The organism is Paenibacillus sp. V4I3 (assembly GCF_030817215.1).
Classification (GTDB): domain Bacteria; phylum Bacillota; class Bacilli; order Paenibacillales; family NBRC-103111; genus Paenibacillus_E.
In genome coordinates this window covers 3,503,085-3,520,274 of sequence record NZ_JAUSZA010000001.1, presented here as the reverse complement: position 1 = coordinate 3,520,274, position 17,190 = coordinate 3,503,085, and the positions used below count along the sequence as shown (strand labels likewise).

General features: G+C 44.4%; 13 protein-coding genes and 2 pseudogenes. 6 read left to right on the top strand and 9 right to left on the bottom strand.

Features of this window, described 5'->3' with window-relative positions:
• Positions 1-2: 2 nt before the first annotated feature.
• From QFZ77_RS16230 to QFZ77_RS16220, 3 genes are all read right to left on the bottom strand, one after another.
• On the bottom strand, positions 3-857 hold the full coding sequence (locus tag QFZ77_RS16230; RefSeq protein WP_307441020.1) for an alpha/beta fold hydrolase: 855 nt from the start codon (positions 855-857) through the stop codon (positions 3-5).
• 18 nt (positions 858-875) lie between these two features.
• A complete protein-coding gene (locus tag QFZ77_RS16225) occupies positions 876-2,477 on the bottom strand; it encodes a glycoside hydrolase family 43 protein (RefSeq protein WP_307441019.1) in 1,602 nt (533 codons plus the stop codon).
• 354 nt (positions 2,478-2,831) lie between these two features.
• Positions 2,832-4,901 (bottom strand): glycoside hydrolase family 31 protein, encoded by a 2,070-nt coding sequence (locus tag QFZ77_RS16220; RefSeq protein ID WP_307441018.1) that lies wholly within the window; start codon positions 4,899-4,901, stop codon positions 2,832-2,834.
• A gap of 426 nt (positions 4,902-5,327) precedes the next feature.
• Between QFZ77_RS16220 and QFZ77_RS16215 the strand changes: the two genes are divergently transcribed.
• Entirely contained in the window at positions 5,328-5,480 is a 153-nt protein-coding gene (locus QFZ77_RS16215) for a hypothetical protein (protein WP_307441017.1), read from the top strand.
• 261 nt (positions 5,481-5,741) lie between these two features.
• On the opposite strand, the gene QFZ77_RS16210 is transcribed toward QFZ77_RS16215, so the two are convergent.
• Positions 5,742-6,605: a glycosyltransferase family 2 protein gene (locus QFZ77_RS16210; protein ID WP_307441015.1), complete on the bottom strand. Its 864-nt coding sequence runs from the start codon at positions 6,603-6,605 to the stop codon at positions 5,742-5,744.
• Between the two features lie 391 nt (positions 6,606-6,996).
• Between QFZ77_RS16210 and QFZ77_RS16205 the strand changes: the two genes are divergently transcribed.
• The 4 genes from QFZ77_RS16205 to QFZ77_RS16190 all read left to right on the top strand — a co-directional run bounded on the left by QFZ77_RS16205 (position 6,997) and on the right by QFZ77_RS16190 (position 11,106).
• Entirely contained in the window at positions 6,997-8,529 is a 1,533-nt protein-coding gene (locus QFZ77_RS16205; protein ID WP_307441014.1) for a glycosyltransferase, read from the top strand.
• Positions 8,530-9,025: 496 nt separating this feature from the next.
• Entirely contained in the window at positions 9,026-9,721 is a 696-nt protein-coding gene (locus QFZ77_RS16200; RefSeq protein WP_307441013.1) for a class I SAM-dependent methyltransferase, read from the top strand.
• Between the two features lie 233 nt (positions 9,722-9,954).
• Positions 9,955-10,416, top strand: coding sequence for a glycosyltransferase family protein (locus tag QFZ77_RS16195; protein ID WP_307441012.1), 462 nt, complete (start codon positions 9,955-9,957; stop codon positions 10,414-10,416).
• Between the two features lie 87 nt (positions 10,417-10,503).
• Entirely contained in the window at positions 10,504-11,106 is a 603-nt protein-coding gene (locus QFZ77_RS16190; RefSeq protein ID WP_307441011.1) for a proton-conducting transporter transmembrane domain-containing protein, read from the top strand.
• Between the two features lie 575 nt (positions 11,107-11,681).
• Here the strand turns inward: QFZ77_RS16190 and QFZ77_RS38160 are convergent.
• From QFZ77_RS38160 to QFZ77_RS16170, 5 genes and pseudogenes are all read right to left on the bottom strand, one after another.
• A pseudogene (locus tag QFZ77_RS38160) lies at positions 11,682-12,451 on the bottom strand (transposase); the annotation flags it as partial.
• Between the two features lie 198 nt (positions 12,452-12,649).
• A complete protein-coding gene (locus tag QFZ77_RS37830) occupies positions 12,650-13,000 on the bottom strand; it encodes a hypothetical protein (RefSeq protein ID WP_373462610.1) in 351 nt (116 codons plus the stop codon).
• Positions 12,987-14,591: pseudogene (locus tag QFZ77_RS16180) on the bottom strand (collagen-like domain-containing protein); the annotation flags it as partial. The pseudogene QFZ77_RS16180 and the gene QFZ77_RS37830, both read right to left, overlap by 14 nt.
• 538 nt (positions 14,592-15,129) lie before the next feature.
• Positions 15,130-15,480, bottom strand: coding sequence for a hypothetical protein (locus QFZ77_RS16175; RefSeq protein ID WP_307441009.1), 351 nt, complete (start codon positions 15,478-15,480; stop codon positions 15,130-15,132).
• A 1,135-nt stretch (positions 15,481-16,615) separates the two neighbouring features.
• The gene (locus QFZ77_RS16170; protein ID WP_307441007.1) at positions 16,616-16,768 is read right to left on the bottom strand and encodes a transposase; all 153 of its coding nucleotides are present in this window, start codon (positions 16,766-16,768) and stop codon (positions 16,616-16,618) included.
• A gap of 46 nt (positions 16,769-16,814) precedes the next feature.
• Here QFZ77_RS16170 and QFZ77_RS16165 point away from each other — a divergent pair, with 46 nt between their 5' ends.
• Positions 16,815-17,177: a hypothetical protein gene (locus QFZ77_RS16165; protein WP_307441006.1), complete on the top strand. Its 363-nt coding sequence runs from the start codon at positions 16,815-16,817 to the stop codon at positions 17,175-17,177.
• The last annotated feature ends 13 nt before the right edge of the window (positions 17,178-17,190 follow it).

The following is a 17,190-nucleotide window of genomic DNA, read 5'->3' as shown; positions in this document are numbered from 1 at the left end:
TCTCACTGTCTCTGTTCTTCAAAAAAGTGCTCCAGCACGTTCGTAAAAACTTCCGGTCGCTCCATATTGGAAAAATGACCTGCATCTGCGATATCCGCTCTGCGAGCGGATGGCACAAGAGCGAGCAGCTTTTCCGACGAGCGGATGCTGCCCTCCGAGTCGTCCCCTCCAATGATGACAAGAATGGGCGTTCGGACAACGTTTGTGCGAAGGCCGCGTGCGAGATCTGGACCGATCAGGCACTTAGGTTCTCGATGCCTCAGCGTCCAAGCAGACCAGTCGCCAATCATTTTCCATAGCTGGTCACGGATTTCATCCTTGTATTTCCCGCAGCTGTCCATCAGATTAATGAACCATTCGTCTACTTTCTCTTGGATCGCCGGGTCGTTACGCCCTGGTCTTGACGATTGGGATTCGTGAGCAGAATCTGCATCCTGAAACGGATCATTGTTTACTGACTCATCTTCCTCATTCGCATAGATGGCTCCGCTCGCAACGGAGACAGTCATCACATGATCCGGATGTAGATACAGAAAGTCCAGTGCTACAAAGGCCCCCAAGGATAAACCAACGATATGTGCTTGCTTAATGCCCAGATGATTGATTACTTTGTACAGATCCTCGGCATGTAAATAAGCTTCTCCCTCTTGCGGCATATCGGAAAGGCCGTAGCCTCTTAAGTCATAACGAAGGACCTGATACCGGGTAGCTAAACTCGCAAACTGAGCGTCCCACATTCTACGATCTACGGAATGTCCGTGAAGCAGGACGACAGCAGGTCCTGCTCCGGAGACTTCGTAATGGAGCTCTTTTCCACCGATGTCAAGACGCCCTGAAAGGATTTCCCGATTATTCATATTTAACCTAATCTCCCGTTACAAAAGTTCACGATAAGTAAAATAATCAAAATCAGCATGATGTCCGCCGCCGCTCATATCCTGTGCACACACGCCAACCATTGCGCCCGTAAAACCAAGCTTTCCGGCGTATTCGTCGGAAAGGACGCCAAAATCGAGCTCAGGCCCGATGTTCGACCAACTGCTTCCGTCTGCGCTGACGGCAAACTGAAGCATTCCATGCTCAATCGTCACTCTCAAATAACAGCGTTCCCAGCCATCGACAACGACGATGCTTTCGAGAAGCTCTTCGTATTTACCCCCGACACTTTTGGCGATGCCAATATGTTTGCCCAAGTGTTCATCATGGCTGATACGCAGATAGTAATAATCCTGTTCGTCGTAGTAGCAAACGAGACCGGCCATATGAAAAAAAGATTGCGGATCGAACTCGACACATGTTTCCGCTTCGCACTCAAAGTGCTGTATACGACGCGCCACCATACTTTGTTTGTGCCAGGAATTCAGAGACTCCCTGCCGCGCAAGCGAAGATAGCTCGGACGCTCCTGCAAAGAAAGCCAGCTTTCATCAGCCGGTGTTCGCAGCGTACTGAAATGAATATTCAGCTGGGGAGCATCGAAATCGTCCCTCTCCGGTACAGGTGCGAACGGATGCGGCTCCAGCTCAGGAGCTTTAACTTCCAGTGAAGGTAATCGGGTGCCGTTTTCAAGGCGGGGCCATCCATCCTCCGTCCAAACGATCCGTTGGATGTTTGTTTCACGTCCGAGCGGGTTCAAACGTCTTCCATCAGGTAGTACGCGTATCGCAAGATGGGAGATATACCATTCTCCGTTCTGTGTCTCTACGAAGGCCGCATGGCCTGCATTTTGCAGCGGATGTTCACGATCATAAGCCGTCGTCATCATCGGATTGTCCGGAGCTGTTTCGTACGGTCCTTCGATATTGCGGGAACGGGCGACGGTAACTGCGTGGTTGCATCCAGTACCACCTTCTGCAGTAATCAAATAATAGTAGCCGTCCTTCTTGAACATACTAGGCCCCTCGGTGACGCCAATTTCGGTTCCTCGATAAATGACCGACTCCTCTCCAACCAGCCTGTCCTCAGCATGATCGTATTCCTGAATCAAAATACCGCTAAAGCGCGAACGGCCTGTCCGGAAATCCCAGCGCATCTGCATCAGCCATTTGCGTCCATCGTCATCGTGGAAAAAAGCCGGATCGAATCCTTTGGCGTTCAGATAGATCGGCTCTGACCATGGACCCATGATATTTTCAGCCGTAACCAAGTAATTGTGCAAGTCTTTAAACACGCCCTTACGTCCCACTACATTCGTATATAGCAGATAGTACGTACCGTTATCGTAAGTCAGATTCGGCGCCCAAATACCGCCGGAGCTTGGTACGCCAAGCAGATCAAGCTGACTGCCCTTGGAAAGCGGATGGGTCAGCAGCTGCCAATGGACCATATCCCGCGAATGGTATATCGCAACCCCCGGAAACCACTCGAACGTCGAAGTAGCGATATAATAGTCGTCACCGACCCGCACCATCCATGGGTCTGGGTTAAAGCCGGTCAACACGGGATTCGTAATTTTCAATTTAGCTTCTGATATTGTCATTTTGTTCCTCCTGCATTTTCTTTTTAAATGAATCCACACTTCACTTGAACGTTAAGAGTCTCTAGGGACTCCTATTTTTACAAAATACGGTGGAAATGAAGAGATAGCAGTCTCTAAAGGCTCTTATCCGATTGCTTTTCTCCCGAATTCACACTTTACTTGACGGATAAGAGTCTCTAGGGACTCTTATTTTTACAAAATACGCTGGAAATGAAGAAATAGCAGTCTCTAAAGGCTCTTATCCAACTGCATTTCTCCCGAATTGATCCCTTGTGGAAAAATCGGACTTTTATTATGAAATTGACTCAAATATATGTCGCTTTGTTCTTCAACTTATTTCCCGTTGCGCAAGAATTACTTAAACAGTTCCCAATCGGTTATGTTATATCGTTTGCCCGTATAGTTGCCTATGCGTTCAACATCAACACCTTCGTTCCAAGTTAGCTTCACCCAATTAAAGCTGCCTTTTCGGTATTCGAATGTCGTTCCGTCATCCTCATAAAGGAAGCAATCCGACGGTCTGTCTCCATAAGCTCTAACGGTGATGTCGAAGGTGGCATTATCGGAAACATATGGCAAAGGTTTGGCAAGCGGCAGAAGCGTACCCTCTTTCACGAATACCGGAATACGTTCCAAGCCCGGCGCAAAGGTGTAGGCTTGTCCGCCTTCGTAGGCCTCATTTGTCCAGAAACACCGCCAGCGGCCTTTCGGCAGATACACGTCGCGCTCTGATGTACCTGTTATGATTGGCGCCACAAGGATAGAATCTCCCATCATGTAGGCATCGTCGATTTCGTACGTATTTGGGTCATCCGGGTAATCCATGACAAGCGCCCGGAAAGGCGGCAACCCTTCTATACTATATTTCGCATAGCTTGTGTACAGGTAAGGAATCAAAGTCATACGTATTTCGAACAGCTTGCGGCAAATGTCTCGAATATCCTTGTAATTATCGAGGAATTCACCACGTACGTTTTTGTCACGATCCACTTGCATCCATGGTGGATTCGGAATTCTCCAGCAGTTGAGCAGAGCCATTGGCGAGAAGACTGCCGTTTGAATCCTGCGAATCAAATCCTCGGGGGATTCCGCTTGACGGACTTCGGGCGACCATAGAAGCCCGGAGAATCCGCAGTTCACGACACCGCGTATAAACACCTTGTGATTGTATAGATCGCTATAAAGCACAAAAGGAAACGGCGAAGTAAGAGCTCCGGAGGATCGGACTTGAGATAGCGTCCTTCGGCCAAGCGCCTCGAAAGGAGCCTGTATAGCGGATTGATACAGCGTTCCTAGTTGGTTGTGCATCTGTTCCCCGTCCATCCCTGACGGGAATGTCGCAATATCCGGGAAGGACCAATTCGAATGCACAAAGTCGGAGCTGTCACATTCATCTAATTTAAATCCGGATATCCCTTTTTCAACAAACTCCTTCAAATGATGCTTAGCGAAGATGTCTCTGGCTTCCTTTACGGCCAGGTCGGGAACAAGTCCTTCCCAAACCTCGTAATCACCGGAATAAGGCATCAAATCTTCGTACATGGGGGAAGTCGGATGCACAAAGAGATGCTCCCAGAGGTTGACCCGGTAATTCATATCGTATAATTCATCGAGCATTCCTTCATGGTCCGGGAAACGGCTTTCATCCCATACAAAAGAGCAAGAATAGGCCTTCGTTTGCCAACCGGGCTCAAAGCCAAACACATCGACCGGCATTCCATCATCCCGGAAGCACTTGGCGAGCCGCATGACATCCTCACGTGAGGCTGCACTGTAAGCCCGGTACCACATCCCGAGTCCCCACATAGGAGGAAGAACGCCTCCTCCAGAAAACAGATTATACCGCTGCACGGCGGTCACCATGTCCGGACCTTCAAACAAATACACATCAATGCCTTCCGCTGATGGAATATCGACAACAACCGATCGATCACCCTCCGTAGTCTGGTAGCCGTACAATTCTATTTCAGAGGTCCCGATTTCCTTCTGTTCAAATTTCTTATTCTCCGAAGCCCCTTTACGCAAATTAGTTCCGCAGTAGAAAGTTGCGTAGCGCGATGTGTCAACGAGGACGCCATATCCTGCGGTCGTTACATAAAACGGTACAGGTGCATGACTATCTCCTGTATCGGCCACGGGATCGCTGTTGACACGAATTACTTTCTTCCTGCCTGTGTGATCCACACGATGCAGCTGCAGTCCAAAACCATAAATATGCTCCTCGGCTTTCAGAGGAAGTTCAAGATAAATCCCTCTTGCCGATTGCTTAATCACCATGTCACTAAGCGAGAATGGAGAAACTCCGTGGCAATCGAGTTTCGCAAGTTCTTCCGTTCTCACTTCCGTTTCACGTAGATTGACTGGAGTATGGGATTCGGGATTTCCGAAACGCACTCTCCAAATGCCATTTGCTATTTTGTCCATCGTTAAACCTCTTTCTGTGTTTTGCCCAAAAAACGAGCCAATAATTTTATCAACATCAAACGATATTTATTCTGATTATACCCCTCTGTCCATAGTAAAAGTTATAATAAGATATGAGAAAATGTTTGAATTTTATCCACTTTGGAGGAATTATGAACCGACTGTTCGAACCCGTTGTTTTGGGACTATAAAATATATACCGTCCATGATTTCAAAGGATATTATCACTGATGGCAAGGCAAGGACAAAAATCATGCTTATGATTTGCACCTCTGTGCCACTTGCGCTAATAGATATGCTGCGACTGCTCAGCTCTGCGTTCACTACTAGCTCCGCTTCTCCCTTCGTGTTGTACACAGTGGTTGATGCTGTGCGTCCGTCCTCGAGTTCAAATACATGTAGGATAACGTCTTGAGCTTAAAGTCCATGATCGAAAGCTATCGCAAGCAAAGGCCGCACGGTATGACGGAAATCAGTATACAGGCGTATCAGTTATTCCTGATCCTGCATCAATCGGCATCTAACCGAGAAAAAGTGAAAGCGTCTGGAAAAGCGGATCTACATGTCGGACGTATATAAAGCCCTGCATCTAATGCGTACCACTTCATTAAATGTCTCGGAAATTAGCGAACGGCTTGGCTTTCATAACCCGTTTTATTTTACTTACCGATAGTCGCTTATCACTCATCTCAAATAAGCATAATTAACAATGATATATTTCACTGTTAATTATGCTTATTTTATTTGCCAAATTTCACGTGGTAAGAAGCACCGGGTATAAAGTTTTGTATATTTTCGTTTTCGTATTTTTAAGCAAGCCTGAGATACAAATCTAGATTTTTAGTCTAGCGTTTTTAATATTATTTCAATCCGCTTGATATCTTCTACAAAGTGTTGATGCCCCTTTACACGTTCACGATAAGAATGAAGTGCAGTTTTAAATAACTCGTTCGTTTCAAGAAATCCACCTTCTCTTGAGGCAATCATAATATCTAACCATTCACTAAATGCATTTAGACCCAGTTTATTGTTGTTTTGATTCGGATGTAATCGAAAATAACTTAGTGCTTCCGGAATATAGACAGCTTTACCTTTGGATAGCAAAGACAACCAGGCAGCTAAATCATTGATAAGTGAATACTGTTTCCCTTTGTATACGCCATATTGTTCAGTAAGGTCTTTTTTTCTAAATAACACAGTCGTCGGCTCGCCAATCACATTTAGACAACGAGTTAATGCAACATTTGCTAACATTTTTCCATCTAATATCCTTGTTTCTTCATATAGCCTAGCCGTTGCATGGAGAGGCGGGAGAAATCCCCCTGATTCATTGATGGTTTGTCGATAAGATGTGACCAGTGTAATATTTTCAAATTCATTAAAAAAATAGATCATTTTCGCTATTTTTTCTTTATGAAACACGTCATCATCCATTAAGTAATTGATATATTCCCCTGACGCTAGATCAAAGCATTTGTGCCAATTTTCAAGGAATAGATTCTGTTCGTTTTTATGATATTTGATCTGAGGGAAAGCGTGTAAATAAGGATTAAGCATTTCTTGTACACCATCATCTGTACTATCATCACATATGATGATTTCGATATTCGGATAGGTTTGTTCCAATACACTGTCGATGGCTACTTGTAGAGTATGGGGCCGATTATAAGCAGGTATGACTATACTAACTAATGGACGTCCCAAGATGACTCCTCTTTTCTCTAATATGTTCAGTATGTTCAGTTGTCACACCAAAGGTGATTGTTGCGACATCCTCGGCGATCAAAGTATTCATCCAATACTCGTTATTATCATGTTTGACGAATATCAACTCCTTTCTTTCACTAAAATATATTGTTATCGCATCGGCAATAGACTCCAACCGATAAAAAATTCTATAGAACATCCATTAGACTGAAAGTCTGATTTATTCTTTGGGTCCGAAATTGAGTAACATTTTCCGTTCATATATATATATATATAAAAGAAAAATGAGTGAGAAGATGATGATAAGAATGGAACAAGGTTATGAAGACTAATTTGTGAAGCAACACGAACCTCTAGTTGGTTGGATATATAGGAAAGGAGAATGAACATGTCATTGGATTTCACTCCACTCTTGACAACTCATCTATTTGTTTCTAGGAAGATTTCAATGGATGAATTGAAAGAATTTATAATGAGACTGGAAGAAAGCCGCATCACAGTGAATTTGCATGGACCTGATGATCCATTATTAGATATTAACCCAAAAAAACCTCGCGTCTACGTTTCGTTGGGAACGGGGTGGGAAGAATTTAGAACACTAAATGCGTTACCTTCACACGAGAGAAAACGTTGGTTACACTTCAATTCTCCAGAAGAGATTCAACCCTTTCATTTATTTTACTGCTGGCTCAGCCGAACCGATCCCCTCCCTGAAAATAGGATGATTCCCGCTACTCGTTTTTCTTCAGATACACCTTTAGTGTCCGTGTTCACAGCTAGCTATAAGTCCAAAGATAAAATTCAGCGACCTTATCGCTCTCTATTGAATCAGACTTACCCTAATTGGGAATGGGTAATTGTAGATGACTCTGGTGATGAGGATGAGACATACAACCAATTCTTGCTTCCACTAGACGATCCCCGTGTGCGGAGATATCGCCAAGATTCCCGCAATGGCTACATTGGGGCAACCAAAAGGCATGCAGCAGGTCTGTGTACAGGAGAAATTTTAGTAGAAATGGATCATGATGATGAGTTAACTCCTGACTGTCTAAAGAAGATCGTCCATGCATTTCAACAACACCCTGAATGTGGTTTTGTTTATGGGGATTGTACAGAGGTGCACGTAGGGAGCCATCATGCTCATTGGTATGGTTGGGATTGTGGTTTTGGATATAGTATACATTATCGAGTCTGGCTTCATGAAATGAACCGATGGCAAAATGTGCAAAAACATACAACTATCAATGGGAATACCCTTCGTCATTTGGTCGGTTTACCGAATCATCCTCGTGCGTGGACGCGGGATTGTTACCATCTGATAGGTGGCCATCGTGCTGAACTATTGGTGGCTGACGATTACGACATGCTAATTCGGACGTTTCTTTGTACTCAGTATGCAGCTATTCCCGATTTACTCTATATCCAATATCGGAATGAAAATGGAGATAACTCCACTTTCCTTAGAAATAAGCAGATTCAGATTCTCGTAAAAGAACTAAAAAGTTATTATCATCAGAGAATCTATGCGAGAGTGAAAGAATTGGGTTTACCCGATCAAGTGCTGCCATATAGTCGTGTATGGGAGACATCTACAGATGATCCTGCCCGGAAATCTGCTCATATCATTCATGAAGATCTGTCCAGAGTTTCGATATTGTTTCCTATCTCCCATTCCTGTCCTGCAAAAAAGCATACCCAATTATTTATGACTCTTCAAAAGGGCATTGAAACCAGCTTTAAGGAGATCGAGGTAGTGATTGTAGGCCGTGTTCCACCAGAAATCGAGACCTTTGCGTCGAAGGCGCCGACGGGGGCAATCCGATGGTGGCCAATGGAGCCAAATGATTCATTAGAAACTTGTATCCAATATGCCAAGTTTTGCGCTTCATGTAAGGAGAAAGTGATTGTGCTGCCGTGAACCCCTACAAGGATGAAAAATGTAACCTCCTCATCGAAACAAGTCTCCTGTTATTCTGTATTTGTGCTTAGTGTTGTTGATGGGAGCATTCTTATAGACAAAGTAATCAAACTGATAAGAATTTTTATTGGGGTTCTTTTCTACAAAAAAGGCTAATGCATTGATTCTATTTATCAATGCATTAGCCTTTTTTCTTTATTATAATGAAGAAACTTTTTACATGAGCATTTTGCATAATTCCGTGATTGAGAACTAGACAGCAGAATCAAACACGATTAACAAACGATAATTACGATAAGTCGATGATGAAGCGGATATGGTGGGAAATGCGGGCAACCGGATGTCTCTTTAATCACGAGACCGTACAATTGCCGTTTCACAATATCCATCCCGCACGTACAATGAAGCAAACCTCCATTACCTAAGTGTGGTTGCTTCGCGCTCTTTGAGCAATTATGACGTGAATTACCAAATTATAGAAGAAGAGAGGGTAAATATGAAGAGATTTTGGGACCCGCTTATTCAACCGATCTTCAACATGATTCGTCCAAAAGTCATTGTTGAAATCGGCTGCGCGGACGGTTTGAACACAGCCAACTTGCTTCGCTACTGCGAAGCTACGGACAGCAAATTAATCTGCATCGATCCGGCCCCCATGTTCAATGTGCAGAAAGCAAATGAGGCGTACGGTGACCGGTTCGAATTCATTCGGGATTTAAGCTTGACGGCTTTAAAAACAATTAAGCATTGCGACGTCGTTTTAATTGACGGAGACCATAACTGGTATACCGTTTTTCACGAATTAAAAATGATTGATGCCATGGAGCGTTTTCCTCTTGTATTTGAACACGATATCGAGTGGCCGTATGGCAGAAGGGATATGTACTATAATCCGGCTTCCATTCCCGAAGCTTACCGAAAGCCTTATTCCTCGCTAGGTGTGCTGCCTGGCGTAAAGGAGGTTGTTCCAGGAGGCGTAAACCACAGACATAATAATGCTCTTTATGAACATGGAGAAAAAAACGGGGTGCTGACGGCAATAGAAGATTTCCTTGCTGATACGAAGAGGAACATTCAGTTACATCGCGTCTCATCGCATTTCGGGCTGGGCGTCTTGCTCGAAGTGGCTACTGAAGCTGATGAGCTGCTTAATAAAAGGATTGCCAAACTGATCCATAATTCCAAGCTTTGATGGCGATATGGCAGGAAATGTTTCGCAAAGGAGATCGGAACCGACATTAACTCGAAATACCGATGTAACGGCAGGAGTTGCTTCCCATTACGACTATATTTTTACGCAAGAAATCAGCTGCGTGCTTTTTATAAGTCATTGGGTTACAGTCAAGTTCACTATTTACCGCTTGCTGTCAATACGGCGATATTCATCGGGACGAAGAAATACCTAAAAATGTAGATGTTTATTTTTTGGGTACGGAATGGCATAACAGAATTGCTTTCTTTGACCAAATCGCTCACGAATTGAATCGATATCAAACCCTAATTGTAGGCCAGGGCTGGGAGAGCATAGTTCATTCCAAGTTGTTATCCGATAAAATCCGGTTGGAGGTATTTTCACCTGAACAATCCGCACGATGCTTGAATGCATCAAAAATCGCAATCAACAATCACAGGGCATTCGACGATGTGACCCTATTCAACAAGAACAGCAGAAGACTACCCACTCATTCTATCAATCCGAGAACGTTCGAAATCGCGGCATGCGGTACTTTTCAGCTTACGGATGTACGAGAGGAATTGGTTCGCAATTATACGGTTGGAAAAGAAATCGAAACCTACTCGTCTCCTGCGGATCTGATCGAAAAAATACGATATTACCACATCCATGAGAAGGGACGAAATACGATCGCTTTAAGGGGGCTTCTTTGAACATTGCAGGAGCATACGTATCCGCATAGATTGAAACAACTTTCGAATGTGGTATTTGAGGCTGAATCATAAGAGCATACAATCCAGATGACTCATTTGTTGGAACAGCGAGCGGAGCATCCCGATCAGGGAGTCGGGCATATTGCGTTTCGCCTGATGAAAATAGAAGATATTCCCGCCATTTGCGCATCGAACAGGAGGCGTTTACGACTCCGTGGTCTGCCGGGGCGTTCCACAACGCTCGCATTCTCGCTGGAGCTTCCGCTGATCGGTGTGCACCATATCGCCGACGGCGATTTGCACGGCTTCGCGGGACTCTACTTCCGCGCTCCGTGGACGGCGGCGGCCGCCGTCATTCTCGTGCTGTCGTTGGCCGGCCTGCCGGTAACGGGCGGATTTTTCGGGAAGCTGCACATATTGCTCGGTTCGATCCAGACGCAGCATTACTGGCTGGCGGGCATTATGATCGGCACAAGCGTCGTCTCGTATTATTACTACTTCGGCTTCAACCGGCAAATGTTCATGCGCAGCGACTACGAAGGTGCCGAAATAAGGGTAAGCACGCCGCTCGGCATTACGCTGTGGCTGTGCACGGCGGTGATGCTCGTGATGGGTTTCTATCCGCAAGGCGTACTCGGCTGGATCGGCAGCGTATTTACAATGACGCAAGATTTATTCATGATGAAATAATGCGAGCCGAGCGCATGCAAAAGTATAACTTCGTAAAACCTTTCCGCTAACCCGGAAAGGTTTTTTGTGCGCTTGGCAGCGCATCGTACTAACGGGTGAGAGTCCCGAACGCACCGGAAGGTGGCGGAAGCGCATAGCTGACCAGTAGTGCTCTGGCCGTGAGGCAGGGTGCGGAGGACTGGAAAGCAACCCCCGGAACAGGCGGTATTAACCGTGTTGGCTGGCGAAGTTGGATAACCCTGCAAAAGAAGGGGAAGTCCCTTACCACTGTAGGTTTGAATACTACATGATTCGCAAAACAATCATTAAATTCGGAACCTGATATATTAGAGTTCATAACCACATTTTTTTGTTTCGGTTCCCTTTTATCAATTGAGCATTTTGCATAATTCCATAACAGATTAAAAGACGGGTAGATACTCTCGTTTGAACGCAGTGGTAACAACTACTTTGTAGCGAAGTTCGAAAAATGGGCAGACCTGCAGAATTTCAGACATTCGGAATTAAAACAGCGATCTGGTTATTCTGTTGAGCCATAGAAAGCGCAGATACGAGCAGCACAATCGCGTTCAAATATTGGAAGATGAGCAAGCTACCATCCCACCAAGTGGGCAATCGACCTTACCCATCGCATGCGGGCAACGGAACTTCAGATAATCACCGTCTGCTTCCCATTAGATCATCGTGAAACCCATCGAACAGCAGGGGGTTCAGTTCGACATCATCCCAGCAGGAGGTTGTTTCTCGCCTCAGAGGTTGAGCGGAATAATCGCTTGTGCCTACACGTTTTGAGCTGCCTCGTAGACTTTCATCTGGTCATACCCGGCATCCAAAATAAAGAACCGCGTGTTCGTCCGAGTTGCTACTTGCTCGATCAAATCAGGCGCCTTTTCTCCATCATTCGCTAGAGGAAGCTCACTTTTCGTATCGACAGCGAGATGGAGCTTGTAACCAAACCAGGTAATCTTGTTGCCGAACGAGTCGTATTTCGCGCCCCAGTTCGCATTTCCGGTCTGCTCGCTTTTACGTTTGGGTTGCTTCTTCTCGTAAGCATGGATGGCAGCGTGTGACGAGCTTTTCGAAGAGACGCTTTGCCAAACTCTTTTTAGTTAACTCTGCAAAAACGCGGCTCAATGTCGATATCGAAGGAGCTTCTCGATCCAGTCAGAGTCCACATTGATAGCGGAAGCTAGAATCCATTTCTAGTCGATGATGCAAACTGGTAAATGTATCAATATGCTCAAGTGGTGCGGCCAGTAGCGCTCGAAGAATTCCTTCTCTGCAATGTCCGTGTGCACCTCGGGGTGAACGACTTCTCAGTTCTTTGATAGGGTCTTAGATTAAGCGGGTGAAGTCCCTTTTTTATGTCCAAAATCCCTTGTTTGTAGGTATTAAAAACAGCTATACATAAAAGTTCAACTGTTATACACATTCCTCTGTTGAAATATCACTTCGAAAAATTCTACAAAATTAGGGGTGAAGTCCTTTTTTATACCTTAGCAAAACATATGGAAAATTCTTAAAACTTTATAATATAAATCCCCTATAAAATAATAAAAATGCTGATCCAAAAGTCATAATGAAACGACCTTTGAATCAGCATTAATGTGTGAAATATTAAATCCAATACTTTCCTAATAAGTGCTTTCTTTTTATTTGGTTTATAGAACGTCACTTTGTGGTTATTATGGTGGTGGTGGTGGTCCTTGATCACCTTGTGGTCCTTGATCACCTTGTGGTCCTTGGTCACCTTGTGGTCCTTGATCACCTTGTGGTCCTTGGTCACCTTGTGGTCCTTGATCACCTTGTGGTCCTTGATCACCTTGTGGTCCTTGATCACCTTGTGGTCCTTGATCACCTTGTGGTCCTTGGTCACCTTATGGTCCTTGATCACCTTGTGGTCCTTGATCACCTTGTGGTCCTTGATCACCTTGTGGTCCTTGGTCACCTTGTGGTCCTTGATCACCTTGTGGTCCTTGATCACCTTGTGGTCCTTGATCACCTTGTGGTCCTTGGTCACCTTGTGGTCCTTGATCACCTTGTGGTCCTTGATCACCTTGTGGTCCTTGATCACCTTGTGGTCCTTGATCACCTTGTGGTCCTTGATCACCTTGTGGTCCTTGGTCACCTTGTGGTCCTTGATCACCTTGTGGTCCTTGGTCACCTTGTGGTCCTTGATCACCTTGTGGTCCTTGATCACCTTGTGGTCCTTGATCACCTTGTGGTCCTTGATCACCTTGTGGTCCTTGATCACCTTGTGGTCCTTGATCACCTTGTGGTCCTTGATCACCTTGTGGTCCTTGATCACCTTGTGGTCCTTGATCACCTTGTGGTCCTTGATCACCTTGTGGTCCTTGATCACCTTGTGGTCCTTGATCACCTTGTGGTCCTTGATCACCTTGTGGTCCTTGATCACCTTGTGGTCCTTGATCACCTTGTGGTCCTTGATCACCTTGTGGTCCTTGATCACCTTGTGGTCCTTGATCACCTTGTGGTCCTTGATCACCTTGTGGCCCTTGGTCACCTTGTGGTCCTTGGTCACCTTGTGGTCCTTGGTCACCTTGTGGTCCTTGATCACCTTGTGGTCCTTGATCACCTTGTGGTCCTTGATCACCTTGTGGTCCTTGGTCACCTTGTGGTCCTTGATCACCTTGTGGTCCTTGGTCACCTTGTGGTCCTTGATCACCTTGTGGTCCTTGATCACCTTGTGGTCCTTGATCACCTTGTGGTCCTTGATCACCTTGTGGTCCTTGATCACCTTGTGGTCCTTGATCACCTTGTGGTCCTTGATCACCTTGTGGTCCTTGATCACCTTGTGGTCCTTGGTCACCTTGTGGTCCTTGATCACCTTGTGGTCCTTGATCACCTTGTGGTCCTTGATCACCTTGTGGTCCTTGATCACCTTGTGGTCCTTGGTCACCTTGTGGTCCTTGATCACCTTGTGGTCCTTGGTCACCTTGTGGTCCTTGATCACCTTGTTGTCCTTGATCACCTTGTGGTCCTTGAACACCTTGTGGTCCTTGATCACCTTGTGGTCCTTGAACACCTTGTGGCCCTTGAACACCTTGTGGCCCTTGAACACCTTGTGGTCCTTGAACACCTTGTGGTCCTTGAACACCTTGTGGTCCTTGAACACCTTGTGGTCCTTGATCACCTTGTGGTCCTTGAACACCTTGTGGTCCTTGAACACCTTGTGGCCCTTGAACACCTTGTGGCCCTTGAACACCTTGTGGTCCTTGAACACCTTGTGGCCCTTGAACACCTTGTGACCCTTGAACACCTTGTGGTCCTTGAACACCTTGTGGTCCTTGAACACCTTGTGGTCCTTGAACACCTTGTGGTCCTTGAACACCTTGTGGCCCTTGAACACCTTGTGGCCCTTGAACACCTTGTGGCCCTTGAACACCTTGTGCTCCAGTAGTACCTTGTGGTCCTTGGTCACCTTGTGGTCCTTCGTCGCCTTGTGGTCCAGTAGGTCCAGGTGGTTCTGTTCCTAAAAGTTCATCCGATACGAGACGATGGGCAGGTACCAATTGTCCAGATGCAGTTTTTCCCCAAACTGAAACTTCAGTAACTTCTTCTGCTGGGCCGCTTATGGTAAAAACGAATTCAAATGCATCGAAGTTTGCAAAATAATTTCTCGTCGCAACTTCATTGGGGATTAATGCTACCACTTCTGCTACATACAATGTTCTGGTACCGTTTAAATAAAACCCCTCTATAAAAACAGTAGAAGAATTGACAGAATCTCGGTTAACCATTTTAATTGTGACCTGTTGGGTGGGTCTGACCCCACTAACAGGGTTATTTGCAATTGGCCCGGTTGATAATACTGCCATTTAGTTGATACCTCCTTTCTAACTAAGTGTTAAATAGCATTAACGTCATACAATTGATAATGAAGACATATTTTTGTGGTAAAAAGCAGCGTGAACAAAGGATTTCCAAGCACTTGTTCCCTATATCTTATTTCAATCCCTGTAAAATGATTATGAGTTTATCCTGGTACAGCCGTGGATTTTATTACTCAAGTTGCTCATCTGATACAAGACGCTGTGAGCTTATAAATTCTCCAGACCCATTTCTTCCCCAAACTGAAATTTCAGTACTTTCTTCTGCTGGCCCGCTTGTGGTAAAAACGAATTCAAATGCATCGAAGTTTGCAAAATGATTTCTTGTAACAACTTCATTGGGACCTAATGAAACTTCTTCTAGTACATACAATGTTCTGGAGCCGTTTAAAAAGTATCCCTGAATTAAAACAGTGGAAGAATTGACAGAATCTCGGTTAACCATTTTAATTGTGACCTGTTGGGTGGGTCTGACCCCATCAACAGGATTATTTTCAATAGGTCCGGTGGAAAGAACTGCCATTTAATTGATACCTCCTTTATTCATAATTCACACTCGTATCATACCTATTAAATAGAATAATAGTATCCTAGAATTAAAAATTAACTAGAGTTGCTAACAAGAGTGTGTTTTGAGTCAGGGATCAAGAATGATACTAGAACTAAAATACAGAATCAAAATAAAGGGGCATGCTTCCTTTGTTCCTCTATCGTATTCTAATTTAATGTGAATGATTGAGTATTTGCCCTAAGTAATAAAAAAACGGCATTTTTAATAGATTGCGAGTTCCTATCCCTTTAATAGGATTCATCCATCAAATAATAATTGAAAAGCGATATTAATGTTTTAGGGTTGGTGGAAACTAAGACACAAATCAACTGCTGCTGTTGTTGGAAACCCCTCAAGTGCAAACTGATCTTGAGTACCACAATAAATACAAAATTTTTATTCTTTCGGGGTTTAGAAGACCAAAAAAAGTATAATTTTTATTTGTTATTAAATGGAGATCATTCTGCCAGTCGCCTATAATATTTAGATGAAAATGTTCATCAGGTTGATTAATGTTTGGGCCAATAATGGAAACCCTTTACGTTCGGCACGATGAGCAGAAAAAGTTAATTGTATTGGTTTAGATTTAGATTTTGGAAAATAAGAATAGAAATCTGTCTACCGGAAAATAAATGCTATTCGGAATAACATTTAATACTTCATTTATGTTCGTAAATACTGTTTTCAATTTTGAACTGCTATAAGGAGAAATTCATCAGAAGTGGAAGGATCCCGACCACCACCTGGATATAAGGTTGTATGGATGTTAATATCATTCTCTTTTAAAAATGACTTGATATTAAATCTTGGATTTGATCCAGCCATATAGGTACCGTCATAGAGATAACATTCACCTAGCAAACATAAAATAAGATTTTAAAAAGCACTATATATATATTGGTCTAGACCCCATTTGATAGAATTTGAAAAAGACCTTGGCAACAAGCTGGCGCTGGTATTCTACCGGTGTCAGCTTGTTTAGTCTTCGCTTTTTTAAGACGTCTACCTACATGTAAAGACGTTTGAGCTCACGTTCCTGCTCAGTTTCAGCTAGATAGGGGTCTCCACGTCGATTCTTCAATGCTGCTTGCCCTTGTTCACGATATTTCTACATCCACACCCTAATAGGATTCTTATCATGAATCTCCAAGTGTTCTGTAATCTTGCTGTAGCTCCATCCCTCATCCACATGCAATCGATCTGCCTCTACTTTAAGGGACTCCGGATAGTGATTAAACTTCTGACCTTTTTTCGCTGACATAAAATGCACTCCCTAGAATTTCATCGGATTAACCCAGGAGATTGTGGTGGGACGTCAGCCATTGCCCGGTCAAGAGCTGGCGGATCAAGTTGTGATCCAATTCACGGAGCGCTGTATAGTCAATGTCCTCTGGACTCGCTTGTACCCTAAGTTGCTATACTCCATTCAGTCGGTGTCCCGAAAGACATTCGCGAGAGAGGAAGGGGAAATCTTTGCTAAAGTGGATGCCCTCTTAAGGGGGAGAACTGGAAGGGAATACTGTCCAATTGTTTCCGGAATGAGAGTCCAAACATTACCGGAATACGCACATAATATATATCGTATTAAAAAAAAGATGGAGATGATGGTTTTGTCATGGGCATTTAACGATACTATATTTGTCATGGATTTAGCACCGGAATTGCCATAGCACATCATTAGCA